18 protein-coding genes are annotated in these 24,953 nt (G+C 37.6%); 1 reads left to right on the top strand and 17 read right to left on the bottom strand.

The genetic code is table 11. From position 1 onward, the window contains the following. Window positions 1-9 precede the first annotated feature (9 nt). From CEQ21_RS05120 to CEQ21_RS05160, 9 genes are all read right to left on the bottom strand, one after another. Entirely contained in the window at window positions 10-1,245 is a 1,236-nt protein-coding gene (locus tag CEQ21_RS05120) for an MFS transporter (protein ID WP_185763547.1), read from the bottom strand. A gap of 136 nt (window positions 1,246-1,381) precedes the next feature. Continuing rightward, complete coding sequence (locus CEQ21_RS05125) at window positions 1,382-2,353, bottom strand: LacI family DNA-binding transcriptional regulator (protein ID WP_185763548.1); 972 nt, start codon at window positions 2,351-2,353, stop codon at window positions 1,382-1,384. A 369-nt stretch (window positions 2,354-2,722) separates the two neighbouring features. Next, window positions 2,723-3,352 (bottom strand): hypothetical protein, encoded by a 630-nt coding sequence (locus CEQ21_RS05130; protein ID WP_185763549.1) that lies wholly within the window; start codon window positions 3,350-3,352, stop codon window positions 2,723-2,725. Between the two features lie 224 nt (window positions 3,353-3,576). Continuing rightward, entirely contained in the window at window positions 3,577-3,819 is a 243-nt protein-coding gene (locus tag CEQ21_RS05135; protein WP_185763550.1) for a hypothetical protein, read from the bottom strand. Between the two features lie 167 nt (window positions 3,820-3,986). After that, the gene (locus CEQ21_RS05140; protein WP_185763551.1) at window positions 3,987-5,513 is read right to left on the bottom strand and encodes a DHA2 family efflux MFS transporter permease subunit; all 1,527 of its coding nucleotides are present in this window, start codon (window positions 5,511-5,513) and stop codon (window positions 3,987-3,989) included. A gap of 89 nt (window positions 5,514-5,602) precedes the next feature. Next, window positions 5,603-7,939, bottom strand: coding sequence for an RNA polymerase recycling motor HelD (helD, locus tag CEQ21_RS05145; RefSeq protein ID WP_185763552.1), 2,337 nt, complete (start codon window positions 7,937-7,939; stop codon window positions 5,603-5,605). Between the two features lie 243 nt (window positions 7,940-8,182). Then, window positions 8,183-8,617, bottom strand: coding sequence for a hypothetical protein (locus CEQ21_RS05150; RefSeq protein ID WP_185763553.1), 435 nt, complete (start codon window positions 8,615-8,617; stop codon window positions 8,183-8,185). Between the two features lie 136 nt (window positions 8,618-8,753). Next, window positions 8,754-11,921 carry an ATP-binding cassette domain-containing protein gene (locus CEQ21_RS05155; RefSeq protein ID WP_185764099.1) on the bottom strand — a complete coding sequence of 1,056 codons (3,168 nt, stop codon included), beginning with the start codon at window positions 11,919-11,921 and terminating at the stop codon, window positions 8,754-8,756. 71 nt (window positions 11,922-11,992) lie between these two features. Continuing rightward, the gene (locus tag CEQ21_RS05160) at window positions 11,993-12,700 is read right to left on the bottom strand and encodes a DNA alkylation repair protein (protein ID WP_144454384.1); all 708 of its coding nucleotides are present in this window, start codon (window positions 12,698-12,700) and stop codon (window positions 11,993-11,995) included. Between the two features lie 284 nt (window positions 12,701-12,984). On the opposite strand from CEQ21_RS05160, the gene CEQ21_RS05165 reads away from it, so the two are divergent. After that, window positions 12,985-13,956: a cation diffusion facilitator family transporter gene (locus CEQ21_RS05165; RefSeq protein WP_144454383.1), complete on the top strand. Its 972-nt coding sequence runs from the start codon at window positions 12,985-12,987 to the stop codon at window positions 13,954-13,956. 102 nt (window positions 13,957-14,058) lie between these two features. Here the strand turns inward: CEQ21_RS05165 and CEQ21_RS05170 are convergent, their stop codons facing one another. From CEQ21_RS05170 to CEQ21_RS05205, 8 genes are all read right to left on the bottom strand, one after another. Beyond that, complete coding sequence (locus tag CEQ21_RS05170; protein ID WP_185763554.1) at window positions 14,059-14,649, bottom strand: YdeI/OmpD-associated family protein; 591 nt, start codon at window positions 14,647-14,649, stop codon at window positions 14,059-14,061. A gap of 178 nt (window positions 14,650-14,827) precedes the next feature. Beyond that, complete coding sequence (locus tag CEQ21_RS05175) at window positions 14,828-15,415, bottom strand: hypothetical protein (protein WP_185763555.1); 588 nt, start codon at window positions 15,413-15,415, stop codon at window positions 14,828-14,830. A 15-nt stretch (window positions 15,416-15,430) separates the two neighbouring features. After that, a complete protein-coding gene (locus tag CEQ21_RS05180; RefSeq protein ID WP_185763556.1) occupies window positions 15,431-17,008 on the bottom strand; it encodes a HEAT repeat domain-containing protein in 1,578 nt (525 codons plus the stop codon). A gap of 122 nt (window positions 17,009-17,130) precedes the next feature. Beyond that, the gene (locus CEQ21_RS05185; protein WP_185763557.1) at window positions 17,131-18,345 is read right to left on the bottom strand and encodes an MFS transporter; all 1,215 of its coding nucleotides are present in this window, start codon (window positions 18,343-18,345) and stop codon (window positions 17,131-17,133) included. Window positions 18,346-18,598: 253 nt separating this feature from the next. Continuing rightward, entirely contained in the window at window positions 18,599-18,787 is a 189-nt protein-coding gene (locus CEQ21_RS05190) for a hypothetical protein (protein WP_185763558.1), read from the bottom strand. 55 nt (window positions 18,788-18,842) lie between these two features. Next, entirely contained in the window at window positions 18,843-19,130 is a 288-nt protein-coding gene (locus CEQ21_RS05195; protein ID WP_144454378.1) for a DNA-binding protein, read from the bottom strand. A gap of 219 nt (window positions 19,131-19,349) precedes the next feature. Continuing rightward, window positions 19,350-20,750 (bottom strand): M24 family metallopeptidase, encoded by a 1,401-nt coding sequence (locus CEQ21_RS05200; RefSeq protein WP_185763559.1) that lies wholly within the window; start codon window positions 20,748-20,750, stop codon window positions 19,350-19,352. 377 nt (window positions 20,751-21,127) lie between these two features. Continuing rightward, complete coding sequence (locus CEQ21_RS05205; RefSeq protein ID WP_185763560.1) at window positions 21,128-24,874, bottom strand: alpha-L-arabinofuranosidase C-terminal domain-containing protein; 3,747 nt, start codon at window positions 24,872-24,874, stop codon at window positions 21,128-21,130. Window positions 24,875-24,953 lie beyond the last annotated feature (79 nt).

Genomic DNA, 24,953 nt, shown 5'->3' on the forward strand with positions numbered 1-24,953 from the left:
TACGTCCCCCTAATTGATCACTTGTAGTTTTTTCGGTTTATCAACCGGTGATTTTTTATTATTTAATAGTGTGAAAATGGAAATAACGGAAAAGACTAGAACTAATATGCCCATAAATATATACGACTGTCTGAAGCCAATGCTGTCATATAATTTGCCTGCTAACGGCGATAGGATCGATGCACCAACCTGTGAGGCAAACTGAAAGCCGACTAAATATAAAATGGACGATAGTCTTGTATCAAAATTCGCTGCTAAATATTTAAAGATGGCAATTAACATAATTGGCAGCTCAACAGCATGAATTAACTTCATCGAAGAAATTCCGATTGGGCCTATAACGATACCTGAGCCGATTATTCGAAATGCCATTAAGAACCCTGCTAACAGCAAGCTTTTCTTTGCGCCAAGCTTATTAACAATGAACGGTGCTAAGAACATCATGCCCGCTTCTAAAAACACCTGAAATGAGTTCAAATAGCCAAACACTTGATTTCCCAATGCCTCCGTGGCAAAGAGAGATGAGTAATAAATCGGAAACTGCTGGTCATAAACGCTATAAACACAAGTAACACCAACTACATATAGCATAAAGAACCAGAAATCTCTTAACAGAAATAACTGCCCAACATCCTTGAATGTAACGGAATCGGCTCGTTCCATTTCATGATGTGTCATTTCTACCTTAACAGAGATTATAATCGTAACTAGTATGACGGCAGAGACAGAAGCAACCCAGAAGTTGATGTTTGGGTTAATATTGAAAAGCTGTCCGGCAAAAAATGTTGCTGCTGCCCAGCCGAGAGAGCCCCACATTCTTGATTTTCCATACTCAAATTGATATTTACGGCCAATTTTTTCGATATACGATTCGATTGCCCCAATACCAGCAAGAAAGGCAGTACCCAAATATAAGCCTCCGACTATTGCCCCGAGTAATACATTAAATTGTAATAGTGGTCCATACACGAAAATATAGAATGGTCCTACTAGCACAAGCAGCAAGCTGATGAAAAACAGAATGTTTTTCTTCAGACCGATTTTATCGGAAATATACCCATATATCGGCTGCATGCATAGTGCGAAGATAGCGTTTACAGAAAAGATAATACCTGTCTCTGCTCCATTCAAGTTAATTTCTTGCCCTAACCAAATCGAAAACAAAGAATAACTAGAAGACCATGTGAAAAAGAAAAAGAAAAAATAAGCACTTAATTGCCAATACAGTCGTTTTGAACCCTTCATTTCTATTTCCCCTTTTTAATGTAATAGAGAACAAATTTAAAACTGAAAGCACTTTCAACATCATTTTATGTCAACCGGTTTCATATGTCAACGGGTTGACATAAAAATTAAAAAAAACATTGCGTGATGGCAATGTTTAAGCTGTCGTTCCCTTTAATAATTGGATAGGAAGTCTTGTTTCTAAAGGTAAATCTGGAGATTCTTCTTCAATTTCCTTTATTAATATATTGATTGCTGTTTCCGCTAAGCTCTTAATCGGCTGCTTGATGGTTGTTAGTTCAGGCAGTAACGTACGAAGCGTTTCTGTTCCGTCATAACCGACTACTTTCAAAGGTTTGTCTCGCTTTTTCGCTTCATTCAAAAATGCTGCCGCAAATAAATCATTTGTTGCAAACACCCCATCTACCTCTGGATGCTCTGCAAATAGATTATTTATTATATGTATATAGCTATTTTGCTCAAAAACCTCCGCAATTTCATAAATAATTGGGTTTTTTCCGTGTTGTTGCATTAAGTCAATATAAGCCTTTCTGCGCAGTCTTGCTGGTGTTTCTAATTCACCGATGCCATCAATTAAGACAATACAGTGGCACTGATTTTGTATTAATAATTCTGTTGCTATTTTTCCGCCCTCGTAGTTATCAGAACTGACAACTGGAATGGTTTCTGATAAATAGCGATCAATTGCCACAACTGCCAAGCCTTGTTTATGATAGTCAAGGATTCCACGATTATGTGTGCCGACAATAATACCGTCCACTTGATTTCTTAACAGCATTTCTAAATATTTTTCTTCCTTGTCTACTTGATTTAAACTGTTACAAAGCAGTACTTTATAGCCGAGCGATGCACAAATATTCTCAATATGAAAGGTCAACTCCCCGAAAAAAGGGTTAGCAGTTGTCGGCAATATTAAGCCAATCAAATTGGAACGCTTATTAAATAACGTCCTTGCGACATCATTAGGGAAATAGTTTAGCTCATTCATTGCTTGTTGAACCTTATCCCTTGTTTTATCACTTATGTATCCACGGTTGTTTAAAACCCTTGAAACCGTTGTTGGCGATACACCGGCCAGCTTCGCCACATCTTCTATTTTAGGCTTCATTTTAAGATCCTCCTAAAAACCAATTACTTATATTATAGTACAAAAGATAATAGTCTGTTTCATGTGATTGTTGTTTTTCTTATTTTTCAAAGCAAAAAAGCGGTTAACAGTGCTTTGACTTCTATCCGCTCCGTTTTTTTTTTAGGGAATTCTGTTACACAAGCATCCATTGGAAATTGCCATAATTCCTCCATTTTTTCTTAGTAAACATGATGTAGAATAACCGCAAACATTGTCATTTCCTGCGATTTCTCAGGAAATACAACATAAAAACGGAAAATATTTCTCGGCTTGTCGCTCCTCCATGATATATCTCGAATAACGGCATAATAAAAGCCCAAATCATTATAGAATTGGGCTGTCCGTTATTTATTCTTCTGTAGTTAACGATTTGTCTGCTTCTTCTAGTGCATCTGGATAAACAGTTGTATCAAACACTTCACCTGTCGCTTCGTCTTTAATATCAATATTTATCTTCATTTTGTCCATATCTTCACCGTTAAAAAGATTATACATCATTCCAGTTATGCCAATGCCGATAACAGACCAAGCATCCATGCTGTTTTCATAGGCAGCTTTGTCTACTGTCATCGTAAACTTAGAAAAGGATTTATTATGTTCAATATCCTTAACTGATGGGAAGGTCCCATCTGTTTTTATTTCTTCCAACGAATCTTCCGCGTTCTTTTTTAAGCCCTTCATCATTTGTTTATGCTCTGATTTAGACATTTTATACGTTAAAGATCCATCTTCATTTTTTGTTACCTTAATACCTTCTGCTTCCGCTTCTTTAATGGTACTCTCAATATCCTGCCCTTCAACAAAGGATGCTGGCATCGTAATTTCCACATTCAGCAAGCCTTTATCCACTGCCAACTCCTCAGACTCCGCTGTTTCCTTTTCGTCATTTGAAGCCTTGCTTGCTTCTTTGTCGGCACCACACGCAGCAAGAGCAAACATAGCCATTGCTAAAAGTAGTGAATAACTCCATTTCTTCATAAGTAAGAATCTCCCCGCTGTACTATATTTTGTATTTTTACGTACAATAGTACAATACCATATATTAGGATATCATTCTAGTAATGTACAAATTCAGGAAGCTATTCATTACTGGAGATAGATAAAATTATCAAATGATGAAAGAAATACTTCTGTGCCATCTTTTTCGTAAGTTGTTATTGCCCCTGCTCTTTCCTTTTCCTGCTAACCCCATATACGAATTACTAGCCAATAATAGGGAGAGGAATACTATCAGTTTCAGAAGCAGCCCACCACTTATATTCTTCATATTTATTTTCTTGATCTGCTTTAATAGGGTTTGCTGCTAACGGAACTGGAAAACCTGCAAACATTTCTGACTCTTGATAGTTGAAGAAAAAGTAATAAACCGAAATAATAAAAATAGTAATACAAATTGTGCTTGCTAACTTTCTCTTTCTTGTACGAAAAAATGCTGATAATCTCACGGTAATCTCTCCTATCCCCTTTTCGGTAATAGACGAAAAAAATTCCAAATAGTTACAGAAATAACATTTATCCCTAAATACTTTGAAACTACAGAGAACTCCTTTGTACACTATAATAAAAAACCGGGACGCTCATAGTAGGCATCCCGGTTTTTCAGTATATTTACTTACTCTTTAACAGCTTCAAATTCCTTACTAACTGCTTCTTCTCCGGGCTGATTTTGATAGCTCGGTTTCACTCGTTTGATGAAGAAAGCAAGTATTAAGGCTAGAACTGCAATCCATGTGGACACGATAAAGGTAAAGTTAATGCCATGCAGCATTGCGGTGTTCATTATCTGCAGCTTGAGTTCTGCTGTATTTTGGGCAGTACTTGCATCCATGTTTGTCATTGCTTTAGCAGCTAAATCCTCAGCTTCTGCTTTTGTGCGGTTTTGCATAACGGTAATTAACAAGGCAGAACCAATCGCACCTGATACCTGCTGTAGTGTGTTGTTTATTGCTGTTCCGTGCGGGTTATTTATTGCTGGCAGCTGATTTAAACCGTTTGTCATAACTGGCATCATAACCATTGACATCCCAAACATACGGAAAGTATACAATAGGACAAGTGTAGAATATGCTGTATCCAAACCAATCTTGCTAAAGAAATAGGATGTCACAACAGTTATACTTAAGCCGATTACGGCCAAAACTCTTGCACCATATTTATCAAACAGCTTTCCTGTAATCGGAGACATAATTCCCATGACAATAGCTCCTGGCAGCATTAACAGACCAGAGTCTAATGGGGTGATCCCGCGAATCGTTTGCACATAAATCGGCAGAAGGATCATCGATGAGAACATTGCTACCGAAATAACGATTGAGATAATGGATGACAGTGCAAACATTGGATATTTGTAAACACGAAACTCAAGCATTGGCTCATCTGTTCGGAATTGACGAAGAACAAAGGTAATTAAGGCAATGGCACCAATGATTATCGTGCCGTATACATACGGACTGTCCCAGCCTTTTTCACCGGCAGAGCTAAATCCGTAAAGCAAGCCTCCAAAGCCGATGCTTGATAAAACTAATGAAATGAAATCAAGCTTAATTTTACGCTGTGCTGTGACATCTTTTAATTTTATGAAAGCAAATATCAACGTGATAACTGCAATTGGCAGCACAATATCAAATAACATTCTCCAGCTGTAATGTTCGATCAGCCAACCTGAGAGTGTTGGTCCAATTGCTGGTGCTGTTATCATAACAAGACCAAACATCCCCATTGCCGCTCCTCTTTTTTCCACTGGGAATGCTGTTAGCATAACATTCATTAATAGCGGCATCATGATAGCAGAGCCTGCAGCCTGAACCATACGTGCTCCTAATAACACACTGAATGCAGGTGCTAAACTAGCTAAAAGTGTTCCAAGAGTAAATAATAGCATCGCTGTAATAAATAGCTTTTTATCAGAAAAACGCTGAATAAAGTACGCGCTCGCCGGAATTAATATCCCGTTAATAAGCATATAGCCTGTTGAAAGCCATTGAACAGCAGTTGCATTTACATCAAATTCCTCCATGATTGCTGGGAGTGCAACATTCAACAAGGTTTCGTTCAATATTGCGACAAAGGCTCCAATAAATAGAATTGCTATCATGCCATAAGGCGGTTTTTTCTGAACAGAATTAGTTTCTGTCGACATTAGATCATTCCTACTTTCCGTGTTATATAGAATAAATGAAAATGAAGTGCAAACTGTTTTTATAAAAAAGGTTATCGTTTTTAGTAAATTTAAGCTTTAATTACCCCTTCCGCTAGTACATTTCGTAAAAACATGCTTGGCTCTCCTACGCTATATAGCGTTAAATGATGCATAGCTCTTGTGCAGGCAGTATAAAAGAGCTTACGTAAACTTTCATCATCGTAAACTTGCCCTGATGCATTATAAAGGAGGACTGCGTCAAATTCTATGCCTTTTGACATATATGCTGGTATAACAACTACACCTTGTTCATATTCGATCGCGTTGCTCTTTACAAGTATTATTTCTTCAATGCTTGCAAGAGATTCATATGCTCTTATACTTTCTTCTGCAGATTTGCAGATTATCGCAATACTTTGAAAGCCACGTGCCTGCAGCTCCGCAACTTTTGCTTTTATAGAGCTGTGGAGCTCGTGCGCATCTGTTACTTGCTCCAGCTCTGGACGCTCACCGTTCCGTTCAAACGGAATAATAGTAGCTCCATTTGGAATAAGTCGGCGAGTAAATTCAATGATTGGTTTAGTAGAGCGATAGCTTTTCGCTAAATTTATCAGCTCTGTTTCATCTGGTCCATAAAGGCTTGAAAGTGTCCTGAAGTCCACCTTATCATTTGCATGTGCGAATATTGCCTGATTAAAGTCTCCAAGCACTGTCATTTTTGCCGCCGGAAACAATCTTCGCATAAACTCAAACTGAAATGGTGAATAATCCTGTGCCTCATCAACAACAATATGTTTAATAGCGCTGTTTGACTGAAAGCCTTGTATTAATTCCTGTAAAAGCAAAAATGGAGTAGCGTCCTCGTAATACAGCTTATCATCGTCAAGCATTTTCAGCGTTGTTTCACAAATGGCCGCCATTTCCACTGGTATTTCGCTTTTCATCAATTGGTTGAAAGCTTCGGAATCTGCAAAAAGCTGTTTATAAATACCGGTAAAATTAATGAAATGAACGTCTCGTATTTGTTTGCGGAGTGGCTTGAACTTTTTAAGTACAATCAGTCGGGCAAGTGCTGCTGGCTCCACTTCGTAGTCGGCGATTTCTTCTCTTTTATAGCCGCGCTTTTTCGCTAAGTAAATACGTGCCTTATGATACTCATCATCACTAAGCAATTCTATTTCCTCCTGCACCCATGGCTGTTTCCGTTCTGCCTTTTGTGTATCGATTAATCTTTTTAACAGCCAGTCTTGCAGTTTTTCCAGTCTATTATGAAAGCGAAGTGCTGTATCGTGTTCGTAAAATCTTTCTGCAATTTGTTGTGCAGTTACAATTGGTTTGCCTCTAAAGATAATGTCCTTAAATAGCATTCCCGCTAATTCCAGCGACTGTCTATATGCTTGAATCGCTGCAAAAAAAGCGGTAGATGCTTTAAAACGGATACTTGCGAGCCTTGCGTTGTATGATGAATTCTTAGCATGAGTTAGTATATATTCCAGTTGCTCATACGGGGTTTCAATAAGGAAATTCCTACTCAGATGATGATGTAAATATTCCTGAAACGTAACCTGCTGCATATTCTCCTCACCAAGCTCAGGAAGCACATTGGAAACATAACTGCTGAACATCGTATTAGGTGAAAAAAGAATGATTTGATCAGCACTAAGGCTATCTCTATACTTGTAAAGCAGATAAGCAATTCGCTGCAGTGCTGCAGAAGTCTTACCACTTCCCGCTGCACCGTGGACGATGAGCAATCTTTTATGATCGAAACGAATAATCTGGTTTTGCTCCTGTTGGATCGTCGCAACAATATTGTGCATCTGTTTGTCTGTACCTTCACCAAGCACTTGCTGTAATATTTCGTCCCCAATAGTGATGCTCGTATCGAACATAGATTGAAGTTCGCCACCACGGCAAAGATATTGCCACTTTTTTTCTAACAAGCCGTTAACTGTTCCTCCAGGTGTTTCGTATTTAGCAGGTCCAGGCTGATAATCGTAGTAGACGCTTGACACAGGAGCTCTCCAATCATAGATCAGGAAATCTTCGCCACTAGCATCACTTAGTGAGGCGATACCAATATAAATATGTTCACAAGCCGCCTCCCCTTTCTCCTTATAATCAATCCGGCCAAAATAAGGAACCTCCTGCATTCTTCGCAATGTGGCTAAACGCTTGGCAGCATGATTATGCATGCTTTGACTCACAGACAAAACTTGAGCTTCTTGCCGCAGGTTAATAATCGTCTCAAGATAGTCATCAAATGTTTCTGTATTCACCTTCACTTCATCCCAAAAATGCCTGCGGATATGAACGACTTCATTTTTACTTCGAACAGTTTCATCCTCCATTTTTTTCATTTCTTCCGTAATTACCTGTGTCACACTTGCGACCCGTTTTTGCTCCTGCTGAAGTTCTGAATTCATAGCAACACTCCTCAGAATTTTCTTTTTGAAAAAAGGTTGACTTATGGCTCGTTCCCATCGTATAATTAAAGTAGAAAATAGGATAATTATACATAAAAATATATATTAAATGTGAATCTTTATAAGATTATCACAGGATTAGACCAATTACAATGGGTTAATCTTTTTTTGCTGCGATTTTTTAAAAAGAAAAAAGAAGTACGTTTTAACGTACTTCTTTTTTTATTGCCCCTTCACCTTATCTTAATCCCTCATTCGCCTTTTATATACAGAAGAATTAGCAAGCAGCTCCCCATCTGATCCAAGTACCTTTTGTGTAACATACAATAACTTGCCGTCTTCCGATAACACTCTGCTAGCTTCATTTATTATCAGATTACCTTTATAAGCAATTGACATAAAGTCGCCAACGGGTGTTATACCATATTTCACATAATCAACATGAGGGTTTTCCTCGTATGGATACTTTATGCCATCTGGTATTCCTGAAAATTCCACTTGGAGCTTTTTACAGTCTTTATCTACCCAGCTAACATGAAACTGGACCTTGCCCTTATCCACTTTTATCTGATAGGTTCCTGCCTTCGGAGGCTCACCAAAAGCATAAGAACAGTCTTCATTTATCAAATCCCATGTTCCGCAAAAGCCACTTAATATTTTTTCGATTCTTTGATTCAATTTGTTTCTCCCTTCTCTTAAAATAAAAATATTGCCTCTTTTTAACAGTAGCATAGGACACAAGCAGAAGTATCTGAACTTTATGAGAAAAATTAGAAAGGCAATAGACGGATTTGCCATCTATTGCCTCTTCATTTTAATTATTTTGCTCAAGATAATGATAGACCGCCATTAAGTCTCGTTTATTCAACTCTCTAATTCGGTTAAAGATAGGAATATCAGCAACTTCATCTATATTTGCCGCTTCGATTACATCGCTAACTTTACCTGTCAGCCATGTTTGTACTTGTATTCCTTCGACAAGCTCTTTGCGGCCTTCGTCATTAACGCCGCTCGCAAGGCAACTGACGCATGGGACGGATAATTTATAAACACCATCATGCAAATTGTCCTCTGAAATGACTTTTTTTCCTTTGCAGAATGGACATTGATGACTTGTCTTTATTTTATTAATTTGCGTTACAAGCTTTTTGTAACCAAACGCTTCATATACGTATGTTAGTTTTTTGAACTTACCATTGGTGAAATATTTATCAATAATCGCTTCTCTTGTTTCATCAATATTGGCAAAATCACAGATGGTTAGCTGATTTTTACTGCTGATCGCTTCTATATTCCTGTTAATTTTGCCCCAGAATGGCAAGGCATTTTGTAATACTACCTCGTAGCCAGCAAAGCTTGCTTGTTCTAACTCAAACATTTTCAACGCTACCTGTGTTTCTCTCGGAAGTAAGGAAACATCTTCTGTAAGAACCATTTCGCCGCCAACGATTGATTGAAGTTTCTCAAGCTCAGGTACTTGTCCTATTATTTCAATCACTTGATTAATCGGCAGTTGGATTATCTCGCGAATATCGTTGTTTCCAAAGCTTAATTTTTTCTTATGGTTTAAAATAGTTCCTTTACAAATTGGGCAAGGAATCATTTCTTTTGATTGCTTCATTTGCTCTTTTATTATTGATTTAGAAATAACCATGTAGCGCCCAAGGATAAAGTTAAAGCCTTCCCACTTTTTCGACGATTTTGTGGCTTTATCATAAAATGACTTTTCCCAATATCCATATAAAAACGTATGTTTTTCTGCTTCTGTCAGATCATTGTAGCTTTTACTTAAATCTTGGCCTAGTTCATTTTTTATTTCTGCAAACAGAAACTCTATTTTGGCATGCTGATAGAACTTCAACACTTCCATCACATCCGGATGTAAAAGCCCGTCCCAAAACGGAACTGTTTTGTCTTGAATCACTAATTCAAAATCAAAACTATCCATTTCCATACGGCCTGAACAGCTTGGACAATGATTATCCTGGCTGAAAAAATCAAAGCTTCTAGTATCTTTATTTGTTGGATGTGCAGCAACTAGATGATTAATCAGACCACCCATCTCATAAAGAAAACTGTATTGACTGTACAGATGTCTTTCTAAATCAATGGCAATAACTGGTGCGATTTTATCTGATTCATATTCACCGTAAATCAACCGAGCCATTGAAGACAAGCTTTTTAAAATACCGCCTTTATATGTGTTTTCCGCTTTTTTAAAGTAATCTATATGATTTTCCTTTAAGTAATTAATCCCGTATTTATTATCTAAAGTGGAAGAGATATGTACTGGTTCATGATTATGTTCACCATTATCCTTTGTAAAATAATGATCAAAACTGACAACATCAAGATGTCTCACAGGCTCCTCCTGCCTTTTGCCAAAATCAATGATAAAATCAGAGCTTTCAAGCATGTAGGCATTATGTTCAATCATGATGATTGAAACAGATTCATCTTTTAAAATAACCCTAACACTATCGATAAACTGGTTTAGTATATTTTGAGATAAACCTTTTGATGGTTCATCGAAAATAAAAAGGGTATGAGGATTTCTTGTGTTCGCAAACAGCTCTGAAACTAAATGAACACATTGAAACTCTCCAGTTGATAATGTCTGTGTTTTTCTTTCAAGCGTCAAGTAACCAAGTCCTAGCTTAATAAGCAAGCTCAACCGTTTATGAGCAATATCCTCATTAGGAAGCTCTGCAATAATATCCTCAATGGACCGCTGGAAGATATCATCAATGTCTTCACTGTATTTTGTCAGCTTCTTCTTTATATCAAGAAATGTCGCAATTGTGGACCTGCTTGTTATCGACTGGTTTCGATCTTGTCCAACCATGACTAGCTTATCTTTTGGATATCGCCTCACAAAATCCTTGGAGATACATTCATTTACAAGTGTCGATTTGCCACAGCCTGATTCGCCTGTAAAGCTCACAAGTCTGTTTTTGGGAATTTGGATTTCATCCATTTGAATGTTGCGACAGTAAAGGTCGTGAAAGTGATAGTACTCAGTTGGTTCTTCATGTTTACGACTCCAATTAACTGGTTCTGGCCGCGGTGATTCGTTGACAATTTTCCCGCCGTATTTTCCACTGCCTGGACCAAAAAACAATTGTTCGTCTGTCGTATTTAATACTGTATCAGAGTGGTCAATAAGCCAAATTTGATTTTTATAACCTAGTTGTTTAATTTGCTCCAAAATTTGCAGCAATGTGTTGTGATCAAGCCCAACGGAAATTTCGTCAATTATAATGACGCTGTTACTGCTGGCTGCCATAAACTCTGCTAAGTACATTCGCGTTAATTCTCCGCCTGATAATGTCCCCATTATGCGGTTTAACGTCAAATAGCCAATATTCATATTGATAATATTTTGGAGGATTTTTTGTTTTTCGTCGCTTATATGTAATTCCTCTGATAATGATAGAATTGTTTCCATACTCAAATTATTAATCTCAGAGATGCTATGTGGTTTATTAAATAATGACAGTGTATATTGCTCTACCTCAGGATTGTACCGTTTGCCTTCGCATTTCTTACAAGCAACGTTTTTCGTAGTACCGCGTCCTTTACAGGCAGGACACCAGCCAAGGGCATTATTAAAGGAGAATACTTCTGGAGAAACATGAAAGGTTTCACCAAGTCTTTCACGAATCTCTTTAAAAACACCAGTATGTGTGCCGATCGTTGAGCGTGGATTTGACGAAATCGATGATTTTCCAAGAAAAAGGACTAAAGGCATATCCTCCATTTTGATGGCGCTAAAATTCGTTTCCATTATATTAGAAAACAAATACTGATATTCAGCCTTTGGCAATAAAGAAACAAGCCGTTTTTTTGATTCTTCCCCAATCGTTTGGCAAAATGTTGTTTTTCCAGAGCCGGATAACCCGGCAATTCCTAACGATAAATCCTCAGGCAAAACGGTATTTAAGCGATTAATATTATTGGCAATCAATTGATTTATTTTCATCGGCTTCCTATCCTCTCCATTTTCTCCATACATGTATCGAATTCCTTAATACTCTCCCATTCAAAATGAGGTTAACATCTTACATATTTACGTTTGAAGCCAAGCTTTCCTAAATCGACTTGTTTTTGAATATTTTCAGCTGCATTAAGAAAACTGCTTTTTTTATTATCGCGTTTCATTTCGACTACGCCTATTTGCTTGGCAGTTTCAACTGCTTTCTCATGAAGCGGTTTATAAGAAATACCAACCGTGTATACGAAGTTATTCATCGCAGACTTTGTTCGTTCTGGTGCCTCATGAATAGAGTCTTTCACCTTATCAAGCATATTGGCAATCTTCTCTTCAGAGAATTCACTGTCCTTGCGATTGCCTAACAGCCAGCAATAGCAGCTCCAGCCTGCCGACATTTTCAGCTCATCTCCGCTTTCAATCCATTTATCTGAAACCTCTTGGGCAATATCTGACTCCGACAATGTTACCGCTACCACATAATCGGACAGCATATAAAAGTATGCTTTATCAATCCAACGATCAAAATCCGCTTCCGTCATCGCTTTTGGATCGGCAATAACACCTGCAAAATACATAGCATCATAGTTTCCTGTTGCGTATAGCTCTTCTGCCAATGGCTGATTTATTTTTATTTTCCTTTTAATTGGTTTCATCGCACCTGTTGCTGCCCCAAACAATGGTTCCTGTGCACCATTTGTCATGTACATTTTTTTCATTCTTTCCTTACCAAGTGCTTCTAGCTCTTCCATAACCGTTTTGAATTCCAATGCTCATACTTCCTTTCCATATGTAATTTCATTTTAAAAGTATCCCATACTTGTCCATTTTACCATTAATACAAGGAAGTATACCGACACAATTTGTGAAATAAATACGAAGTAAAACTAAAGAAGGAGCATTTTCAGAAACAGCTTTGTATATATCTATTTTTCATTAAAATTCCGCTTTAAATGGTAGATTTACTCATAAAAAACAGCACATGGGATATAATTCCTCTTGGAAATATGTATAATGTTATATATCAACCAAAGGAAAGAAGGAACAACGAGAAATGAAAGAGTTATTTATTCTATTGAAACAGGGAAACAAAGCGGCATTAACGGCAGGGATTGTCAATGCAATAATTGCCACAATTAGAGGAATTGCCTTTGCCTTTACAGGAAACGTTGCAATGTTTGCAGAAACCATGCATGGAATCGGGGATGCAGCCAATCAATTCTTTGTTTATATTGGTTCGGCACTTTCTAAAAAGGCTCCAACAGAACGATTTCCTAGTGGTTTTGGAAGATTAGTCAACTTAGTGCTACTAGGTGCAGTATTAATTGTTGGTATTATGAGTTATGAAACGATTAAAGAGGGCGTTCATCATATCATTCATCCAACAGAATCTGCTGGATTTGCGATTGTTGTAACTGTATTAGCTATCGGAGTCGTTTTAGAGTCCTCTGTGCTATACAAAGCAATGAAGGAAATCATGCATGAAACAAATTCTTCTGCAAAAGGAATGCAGATCATTTTCAAAAGCTTTCAGTTAGTTGGGAAAGCAAAACCAGCCACAAAATTGGTATTCATGGAGGATTTAGTTGCTGCTGGTGGCGGTCTACTCGCTTTAGCTGCTGTTATCATTTCTAAATATACTGGTTTCCATGCATTAGAGGGAATTGCTTCCGTTATTATCGGAATTATGATGTTTTTTGTTGTTGGAAAGGTATTTCTTGACAATGCTGCAGGTGTAATTGGCGAATCAGATGATGAAATGGAAATCCAAATTGGTCAGCTTGTCATGCAGGATCCTTTAGTGAAAGATATCCAAGAATTAGTCGTTATTAAAGAGGGCGAACACTTCCATGTGGAAGTAAAAGTGGAGCTAGCTCCAACTCTTACTATCGCTGAAGCAGATAATGTCAGACTTAGGATAGAGGCTAAAATTGGACAAGTAGAAGGCATTACAGATGTTATTATCGAGTTCGTTAAAGATGACGGCATCCTTAATTGGAAACCGGAAGAAAATCCGAACATATAATATTAGGAGAACGATTATGCAGTGGCATGATCGTTCTTTTCTAATTTTTTGGGGTAACAAAAAACCTTCCAAATATAACGGAAGGTTTGATCGCCATTTTATTTACTTATCATTTAAGCCTTTTCCCTCAAGAATATGCGGTAAATACTTTTCTATTCTTGCCTCTCTTGTTTTCGCCTGTTTTGCTTGCGAAAAATGCAACAGATAGGCTCTTTGTCTCCCAGGTGTTAATGCTTCAAAAGCTTCTTTAAACGCAGGATTTTCTGCGAATTTTTGCTGAAGCTCTTCTGGTACGCTATATTCCTCATTCTTTTTAAGCTCTACCTCTAAACCAGCTTCCTCGACTGCTATTGCTTCGTGAATATAGGCTTTTATAACTGCTTCCTTTTCGACTATTTCTTGTAAATTAGTAAAGCGAATTTGACGGGCTGCTTGGACATTTTCTGTTTGTTGAACTAAAATACCCTCTGGATCCTTTAGCAACGCACCTTTATGAAACAGCAATGCAACATATTCTTTAAAGCCATGTATTAACACAATGTTTTTGTTATTTAGCGTATAACAAGGATGCATCCACTTAAATTCTTCAGTAAGCTCGCAGTCGCAAATGATGCTTCTTAGCTTAATATATTCCTCCTGCCAGCTCTTGGCTTTATTTATAAACTCATCGACCTTTGGATTTAATGTTGTCATGACCAGATACCCCTTTGTATTTTTTCAATTCTGACAGTGATTCTAATTATAAAAAGAGCTGCCATTTCAAAATATGGAAGTACGAGAAATGACAGAGTTGTTTTCCGAGTAATAATAGGGTATTAAGTGTACGGTGTCAAGGTAATATAACTTACTACCAGTCTTTTTCCCAAAAGAGTTAATGCTTAAAATTTTCATCATAGGTTTCTGCAACAAACTCAAATTCAACAGCTTCTTTATGGACAAATACACCTGATTTAGCCGGCCTGCCATTGGCATTAGAAATTATATCAACCTCTACTAGATTAAAATTCACGTTTTTTGCTTCCTCCACCTCAAGTCCTCCACCAGGATTGTATACCCCGTCTCCAAATGCCTTAAAAACAAGTGACTTGTCTTTCCATTCCTGTTCACTCATGTTAGTCCACTCTTCATTAATTAGCACATCTATTTCCTTTTCTTTTGGCAAACATGCAATATGATTAATACCTTTATAGCATCTTAATGAGAACCTATAAATATGGGTTTCACCACCATTTATTTCGATGCCATGCTTATATGAAAACGTATTATAAACCATTTCATAAAATAACGGCATCACAATATCATCAAAGGCATTATAACCAAATGCATGAATCGGAATTAAATGTGGATACAAATCAGCAATTGCTTTTTGGAAATTCAACACTATAGATGTGTCTGACAAACTCTGGAGATTTTCATCTATGTCATGATCAAAAACTTTACTGCTTCGGTTATCTATCACAAAAATCCCCCTGTTCTATCCTCTTGTTTCAATCCCTTTCAAACAAAATTCAATGGCACTTACCTGTTGTTGTTCTAAATCATGTCTATGCTTATATAATAAGGCTTTTATAGTTTCAATTTGCTGCTTTGTTGGTAAAACAAAACTGCGATTATACTGGGCAATCCATCCTTCTAGCTGTCTTTCGCCTAAATTGGAAATTTCATCGTCTTCAGTATTTACATAGAACTTTATTATATATATAAGTGCCTGCCATTTTGGAAGTGAGCTTAATAACAACGCTGTATTGTTTTTAGTATGGTCGTATATAGTATCTTCATAAAGTGTAAAAAGAGACTCTTTCATATCCTCATAATTAAGAGTAGTTATTGCCTTTGTTGCTGCTTTAGAAATACCTCTATGCTTACAATTCAGCAGATCAGCAAAGCTACTTTTATATGTTTCACCGTCTAACATGGCTACAGCACGAATCGCTGCCTTCACGATGGCAACATTATGATGCTTTAAGTATGGAGCAATTAATTCTGCATGCTCCTTTCTGCCCGCTTCACCTATGCCTAAAATTGCTATATGCACTGACAGATGAGCGGTTTTCTTCCGACTGTAAAAATGAACAAAATCGTAGGTTGTATCGTACTTTTTTATTAAATATCTAGCATAATCTCTTATTGCCCTGTTTTTATCTAATAATGCCGCTTCTAACTGTTTAGAACGCTCACTTGGAAAGTAAGCAATAAATTCTTTTAATGCATGTAAACGAATTGTCGGAGAATTGTCCCTTTTTAAAAGAGGATAAGAGTTCTTAAAATCATCAACCTGTATATCCCTCTTCCATTCATTAAAAATGAATAGTCTCAATGACGGCTCTTTTTCTTTGCGATAGTACTTCATAAGGGATTCTTTACTAACCACATTCAAGTTCATCGTCATTTGATAACAAGCTAACCGAGTTGACCTGTCTTTTGATACTGTGCCCTTATCCAAGTAAGGGAAAGACTCCTTTTTGGTTAGAAGCTGCACAACTTTATTAAAGACGTTGCTGTTGTTGTTTATATACGGAAGACACTTAACAATTTCCTCTAAATGCTGTTCAGTTAATCGTGACTTTATGTATTGTGCTGCTGGCTTTTTTATTTCTTTAACCCAGTCATTACATCTTAATAGTAAGTACGGGAATTCTTTTCCTGTATTTTGCTGTGCTAATTTATGCAGTGCCTTTTCTCTAAAATACCCATTTGGATGAAAACTGCATAAGCCTAATATAACTGTTTTTTCGTCTTCCGACATACTGGGCACAAACAGACTTTCCGGGTTTTCCTTTTTCCAGTCATAGGACCAATGCAAGGATGTACGTTCTCTAAATAAAGAATCAAGCCTCGATAATTCTAAAATATTTAAGTTTGATACACGCATATACAATACTTGCACTGCTCTCATTTTCAATTCCGTTGAGCTTGTTAGTAATAGTTCAAAAATCGCAGGGATTTTTGTTAATAAGCTGCCTTGCGTATAATTAAGCACCTCTTCTATATATTCCTTTGAATAGTTATCTGCTGGATAATAGGATTTCTTTTTGAAAAATGACCATTTCAAAATCAAGACATCCTCCGATCGATTAATGGTTTTATGTTACAAGACTAGCATTAAATTATAGTAAAAGATTATAAATATAAAGATAACTGCCCATAGACAGTTATCTCAAGCGATGGATTATATTAACTTTTTTGTTTAACATGTAGATGTTTTCGATTAGAAATACCAACTAGGAACGAAAGCAGGAAAAATCCTGCTGCAATAAGAAATGTAGTTGTCACACCATATTCCTCTGTTATCCAGCCTAATATTACAGCGGAAATACCAAAGGCTGCATACATTATAGTGCCTCGTGCTGAAAATACTTTAGCAAGCTGTTCTTTTCTCACACTCTTTTGGACAATTGACACCTCTGCGACATCCCTTACCATTTGAGGAAACCCATATACTAAGGAAATAGCAAGAGCCAACCAAACATTTGATACTAATGCAAAAAACAATGTAAGCAAAGATAAACAGCATGTCGACCAGATGATATATTTTCCAAGCTGCAATTCCAATTTACCAGAAACTCTGTATACAATTAACCCGCCAACAAACATTCCCGCAAAGAAAAAAGCATTGATAACTCCCCACCAAAACTCCTGTTTATGAAGAACATCCTCCACATACACATATAAAATGGCAGCAATCCACACCCCATTTGCAAGGGTTTCGAGCAGACTCATTATTGTAACAGATTTTAATTGTTTAGACTTAACAATAATCAGCCAGCCTTCACTGATAGACTCCCAAACAGAAGCGTGTGACTCTTTAGGAGGTTCATCTTCTTGTTTTATAAGGAACATGAATATCGAGGAGAGGACAAATAACAGGAAAGTCAGCCAAAGCAGATAGCTTCCTTCCCAAACAACTAACAATATACTCCCAATTGGCCAAGCTATTAACTGAGTTAATTGGTCTAAAATCGCTAAAAAACTATTTGCTTTGACAAGTTCACTTTCCTTCACTAAAACAGGTACAAGCGCATTTCTAGCTGGTGTTGCGAAGCCATCCAAAAAGGAAATTATCGCAATTAGGAAATACAAAAAAAGCAAATTATTTATATGTATAAATGGAACAAATAAGCAAAGTACAAGCAGTAATGCTGTTTTGCCACTTTGCGAAAAAAACAAAATCCACTTCAGTTTATATTTATCTATGATGAGTGGTGCAATAAACCCACTAAATAAGGCAGTTATTGTTATTACAAAAGGTACAAAAGACATTAACGTAACAGAACCAGTTGCTTTATATACAATTGTCGTTAAACAGACAGTATAAATAACATCTCCAAGATTAGCCAGCACTTGACCAATCCAAAGAAACCTAAAAGAATCAATATGAAATTTTGACATAGATAACCCTCACTTCTTATTCATTTTTATTTATATAAGAGTGTAGGATTCTACATCAAATTGCCTCCTGTCAAAATATTCTATATCTAGAATACCATAAATCTTGTTACATAATAATCACTTAAATAAATTCTCCGCTTTAATCTATAACCTTAAAGAATGTTTCGATCCCTAATAACATCCTTAAAGTAAAAAAAGACAGGAAGCTCCTGCCCTTTTATTTTGCAGTTTCAAAAACACAAATCTTCTCGCATTATAGATAAGTAACGCCCATCGTTACATACACAAACACTGAAATCGCCAGAAAACCAACAAAAAACAAAATCTTATCCCTTTTACTCCAGCTGTTCATCCAGCCCCATCTTTTCCGTTTTTTATCAAGCCAAAAAAAATCAACCACCACTGCTAAAATAACAATAAAGAATACTAAAAAACTACTCATAGTCTCTTTACCTCCTTTGTTATCTTTCTATTAGCAATCAAAACGGAAGTTTCAGCTATCTGTTTTTATAAATATCTTCTGACGATAGCCATTGTGTGAAGTGTTCATACGGATAATAGGTCGTTCCTTTTAAGACTAGCTTAGGTGCTTCCGGATACTTAACTAACAGCTCTTTCACTTCTTCTGGTCGCAAGCCTAAATAAATATATAAGTCTTTTTCTTTGATTAATGTCGGATGTCCTGACGGGCTTCCTTTTGGATTTTTGAAATTTTTTAAGCCATCGCCTATAAAATAACCAAACACTGCCAACCCTGCACCTATCCAGAAAAAATCAATATCCACGTTTTCAGTCCCTTCCTGCTTTTTATTTATAATTATACGATAAAATATGGCGTAAGTTTCAGTGGATTTCTATTTTTTAACATTTAATTCCTTATTATCAGCAAAAAGGGTTGTTCTCCTTATTATCAGAAGAACAACCCTTTTGTTATTTATGTAAAAGTCTATAGAAGAGCTACCCTTCTAAATTTTTATTAACTAGGAAGCCATCCATAACTTGATTTAGCTTTTCACCTTAAATGCATACTGTTTATTTAAAAGATATGGGCGCATATAGCCATTAATATTAGATAGCGGCAATACCTCTGGATTGAGATTTATTCCTAATGTTTGGATCATATATTGCCGTCTTGCTTGAATACGATCCCAAACTTCTGGATAGTGAGCAGCCAGCTCGTCTCTTAATTTTTCGTCAGCAATCGCTACACCATCCTCTGCACTAGCGCCACCATAGCCTGGGATACTTGGAATGATGTCCATTTGAAATAGCATTCCACTTTCAACAGGAATCTCAGAGCCTGAGTAAATCGGGGATGACATCCATTCTTCACCTGCTGTTAAGTGGCCTGGATTGAGCTTCCAGCCATATTCAGCCTTCGGAATAACCTCTTCAATTAATTCATACATGTCATTGCCACTCATGCCAATCGCAATATTTTCATACCATGCGACACTTGCAGCATAATACGGTTTGGCTACTGCTTCTAAATAGTCCTTGACCTCTACTGGAAGATCTTCCTGTGATGCGACTGCATAACCTGATCTGCTGCTAAGACCGCCTCGGAACCCTAATGTTGCGGAAAACTTATCACCAACACTGACCTTTTTCGCTCTTGGTGCTACGACTGCATTTGTAAATCTGTCGCCTGTAGCAACAATTGTCTGCACATTTGTTTGCTGGCCCCAGGCAGCCAGTTCACCAGCGAGCTCCATTTCCGATATGCCAGGTTCCAATTTATTAAGCAAATTCAGTATACGGTCTGATGCTAATGAAGCACCAAACTCATAATGGGCAATTTCATTCGCATTCATAATAACCCGTGCACCCTCACCAGGATGAATGAATAAGGAAGTTGCATTTATTAATGAGCCTTGCTCTCCGATTGCTTCTTTAACGGCAGTAACGATAAAATATGGCACATCGTAGATTTGTTCATTATCCTCTAATACACTTGTGAACAGCTTCCATCCGGCAATTCCAGCTTTCATTCCTTGTTTTATCCCGGCATCCTCCATCAACCCATCTAATGTTTTACTATTTCCCATTGGCTGATTAGGTAAAGAGAAATACGGTGTATGTACTGCTTCGACTTTAATACGACTGTATTGCTGCATCCTTAACGATTCATTGCCTAACATCATATATGCCTTACCGTCTTTATGAAGAACCAATGCGGCTTCCTCAAATCTTGGTTCAAACCCTGTTAAATAGCCAAAATTCACACCATGCTCCCGGTCTGCATATATGACTAATACATCAAGCTGTTTTTCCTGCATACGCTTTAATATTTTCTGTTTATGTAGGTCCATTGTTTCATCATTTAAATCGACCGGCTCCATAGCTACAGATGTAGTTGGCTCAGGCACTTTTGTGTATTCAATTGTCTTTCTTGTTGTGGTCATAAAAATTCTCCCATCTATATTTTAAATCTATCAAAAACAACACTTGAAAGTCACTTCTTATAAAGGCAGAAAGCTTCCTCACTTTAGCCACACAAAGATTTGCTTCCCTATCATCATGGCATAGTTCTTATCATTTCGTCCAGTTGTTTGAAACCGCTATACATACTGGATATAAAAATTTATTTCTGCCAATTTTTATCCTAATCTGTACCAACACTAAAGCTGACATAATCATCACTTATTATATCCCATTCTTTTCAATTGCTTTCAAATCATTATTTGCTAAAAAATTATAAAAAAACCAAGACCGTAAATAGTGGTCTTGGTTTTCTAATTCGGTGTTCATATAAATATAATTTGTAGCTTATGCTAACAGGTTATTTCCTCATCAACACAAGCACACTAACAGAATTAGCAGCTAATGGAACAACCGCTCCATTGTCCTCTAGGTTAATTTTCGTTTCTACTGGAACAATTTGCTCGGCATTCTTTTTATTAACATTCGGAGTATGCACAAGGGAATCGTCTCCTGTAACTGTTATCATTAGGCCGTCTGTATCTACTGGAAGGTCTTTTAATTCAAGCTTCGTTTCTTTTTCAAATGGATCTGCATTTACTAGCTTCACGTATACATGATTATCGTCTTTTGTAACGGAGTGGAAGATGTCTCGGTTATAGGCTTCTAATTTGTAATCAAGTACTTTACTTGTGAAGCTTCCATCTGTGTAGGAACAAATGAGACGATCTCCTTTACTGCCGCCATAATTGACTGTTATCGTGTAAGCCGTATTTTCAGCTAGCTCTTCGTAGCAGCTTGCACGTAAATTGCCTGCAGCAGTGCTTGATGAATAGTCGCCAAGCATATAGCCTTCTATTCCTTGCTTATGAACCTTAACACCTGTTGCATTACCATCATAGCCGATTGCATATTCGATAACATCTTTTGTTTCTGGTGATATATCAGTCAAGCCGACACCAACAAAGATACCGTCATTACCGGAAACCTTTGCGGCAACAACCTCTACTTTATAGTTAGTCCAAGCTTGATTATTTATATATAAACCGTTAAGCCCACCGTTTTGTGGCTGTAATACTAGACCTCTGTCTTTATCAAGTGAGTATCCTGCTGAGCCAGGAATGATTTCCCAGTCTGGAAGCAAGTCTCGGCTGAAGTCCTGTTCAAACAATACCTCACCATTGACGTTACTTATAACCTTCACTGATTTCACTTCAACCTCTGCATTACCTGCTGCTATTTCAATCCCACCCTTTGGTGCAAGCTCAGTCAATGTCCCGTTTTGATAGGAAGAAAAAGAAGTTCCTAAAAGCTTCGTGCCAAGATATTTTCCAAACAGCTTCTGCACATAGTAATTTGGTGTGTACCAAACTGTTTCATCGTCAAACCAAATCAAATCAGGTGTCCAGCGGTACGTTCCGTCTGTTAGTACTTTATTGAATAGCGGTGCATATGCGACTAAACGAACGACATCTGAATTCCTTTCAAATCCGGTCATAACAGCAGCTTCTGCAATCGCACCAGCAAGTGTATTTTTATCTGTTGAAGCAAATTCACCGACAAACACTTTAGAAATTTCCGTTTCGTTAATACTTCCGTCTTGTTGATATGCTCTGAAGTAATAATTATATCTGTCTGCATTGTTCAACAAATACTCATTTGAACGATAATAATGCTCATCAGCAATGGTATCCATGTAATGGGGCTGCTTTTCATACCATGTAATATTTTCTTCTGTTTCGTTCTTGCCGTCTGTAAAGGTCACTGTTGCTTCTTCTGTCAGGTTGCCGCTAAGGAATTTCCACCCTTCTTGGTAGGCATCATCGTCTGCTTGAGCACCAACCGTTGAAATGATTTGCAAGTGATGGTTTGGATAATTAGTTTTCATATATTGATCGATGGCTGCTTTAAAATATTCAAAGTTCGCAAAAAACTCTGTACCCCAGTTTTCATTTCCAACACCTAAATACGGGAGCTCGAATGGTGCTTCATGGCCCATTTGCTTGCGTAATACAGCCCATTCGTTTTCTTGAAAATCTGTGCTTATCGCAAAATCGATTAAATCTGTAAAGCTCTTAACATAATAATCTCTCAGCTCTCCGCCAGCAGGATGGACATAATCAGATCGGGCCTGACAAAGCACTCCACACGCCATAACAGGCAATGGAATGGCGTGTAAATCCTCTGCCAGCTGGAAATATTCCATATAGCCTAACCCCATTGTCATCATATAGCCCCAAACATTAAAGTTTTCCTTGCGCAGCTCAACAGCGCCAACAGAGTCCTTCCATTCATACACATTGTCCCAAATATAAGAGCCCTCTGAAATACAGCCACCAGGGAAGCGCAAAAAGGTTGGGTGCAACTCGATAAGTGCATTCACCAAGTCCTTCCGTAAGCGATAGTTCGGATTTCCTTTATAGTTTGCGTGAGCCGTCTCAGATCTCACTTCCTCACCTGCTCCCCAAACATCCTGCGGCATCAAGGAGACCATATCGATGGAAATTTCACCATTAAAAGATAACACAAGCTGTCCTAATACTGTTTCAGTACCAGTTAGTACATTGGAGTGAACACCATATTTCTCCCATTTATTTGTTGCATTAACCTCAACAGTTACAGCGTTGCTGATTGTTGTGCCGTTTGTATCCTGAAGCTGTACAGTAATTGTTCCAGCTTTGTTTGCTTTCGCCCAAACCGTAAAATGGTAATACTCACCTTCTTTAATAAACATCGCACAATGATTGTTGGAATCGGTGAAGCCTTTATTAATAAGAGTGCTGCCATGTGGGACTGTAATATAATGAGAATTTACATCTTCATCTGTGATTCCAAAAAACTCATTCAAGCCTCCTGTGTTGTTAACTGTTACAGAATCAGTATCTCCAAACCAAGCATGAAGCGGCTTTCGGTTTCTTCCTGTCGAGCACCCGCAAGCTCCAGAATGGTGTGAATATGTATCGAATACGAAGGATTCAAAGGAGCGGTTTTGAACTAGCTCTGCATAAATCCCGCCGTCTGCAGCATTATTAATATCTTCATAGAAAAGACCGTACATTGTTTTGCTTATATCTAAAACCTCGTCTCCTCCGTCAATCGTTAGTAAATGTGATGGAATACCTTCAGGCAGGACAGTCAGCGGAAACTCCTTTTCTGCGGTGTCATGCCCTTTTCTTAAGATTGCCGTCAATGTAACTCCAATTGGCTTATCCATTTTCCCAACTGTGCCTTCATTTGAAAGTGCTGTGGAGTCACTGGATTTCCAAGTGACAGCCACGTTTCCGCCCATTAAGGAATCTGGAAGGGTAACATTCTGTGAAACAACCGTGATTGGAAATGTTAAATACTTGTCTTTAGCAAGCTCAACAATTTCTGCATCTGTAAGGGACTCACACATAACTTCAATTACTTCATCCTGTGTCAGACCAGCTTTATAAATACGAAAATCAGAGACAGAGCCGTTAAAGTCAGCATCTGCTTCAAATTGTGACTTACCGATAAAATTATTGCTGTAGTTGTCCGAATAAGAAAAAGTTTCGAACCAACTGCGCAATTTAGCATATGTGCCACTTGACGTTTGGCTGATTGAGCCGTCTGCGACAACTTCACCATTGACATAAATAACAGGTCCTGCACTGCTTAGCTTTCCACCTTCTGTACCGCGAACACTCATCGCAACATGAAGCCATTCACCTGCAGAGTAAGTTCTGCCTGCATCAGCGATAAGGTCTGAGCCAGAAAAACAATTCCCTCTGAAATTCCTTGTTAGAAATAGGTACGGTCCTGTTTCGCCTTTTCCAAAATCAAAAATCCGCTCCCAAACATTTGAGCCTTTGCCTAAATAAAGCCATGTGCTGACAGTCATGCCTGTATTATCATTAATATCCGCAAAAATACCTGCAGGTAAGCTTAAATAAGATGTACCAGATTGACCACCTGACAGTGTAACAGCAGACCTCGCGTCAATTGCTTCTATTACAGGTGGTACTGTTCCTTCAGCAGTTGCTTGATTGCCATTATTGGAACAATCTTTTCCTATATTATTCGGATCATTAAATGGATATTGAGCAATGATTAGTTCTTGCAGTGAATTGCTGTTTCGATTCATTTGTATTCTCCTTATTAGAAAATTTTAAGCGCTTACTTAATCACCTAACTTGTATGCACCACACAATAAAAATACCAAA

The organism is Niallia circulans, from assembly GCF_007273535.1.
In the GTDB taxonomy this organism is placed as follows: domain Bacteria; phylum Bacillota; class Bacilli; order Bacillales; family Cytobacillaceae; genus Niallia; species Niallia circulans_B.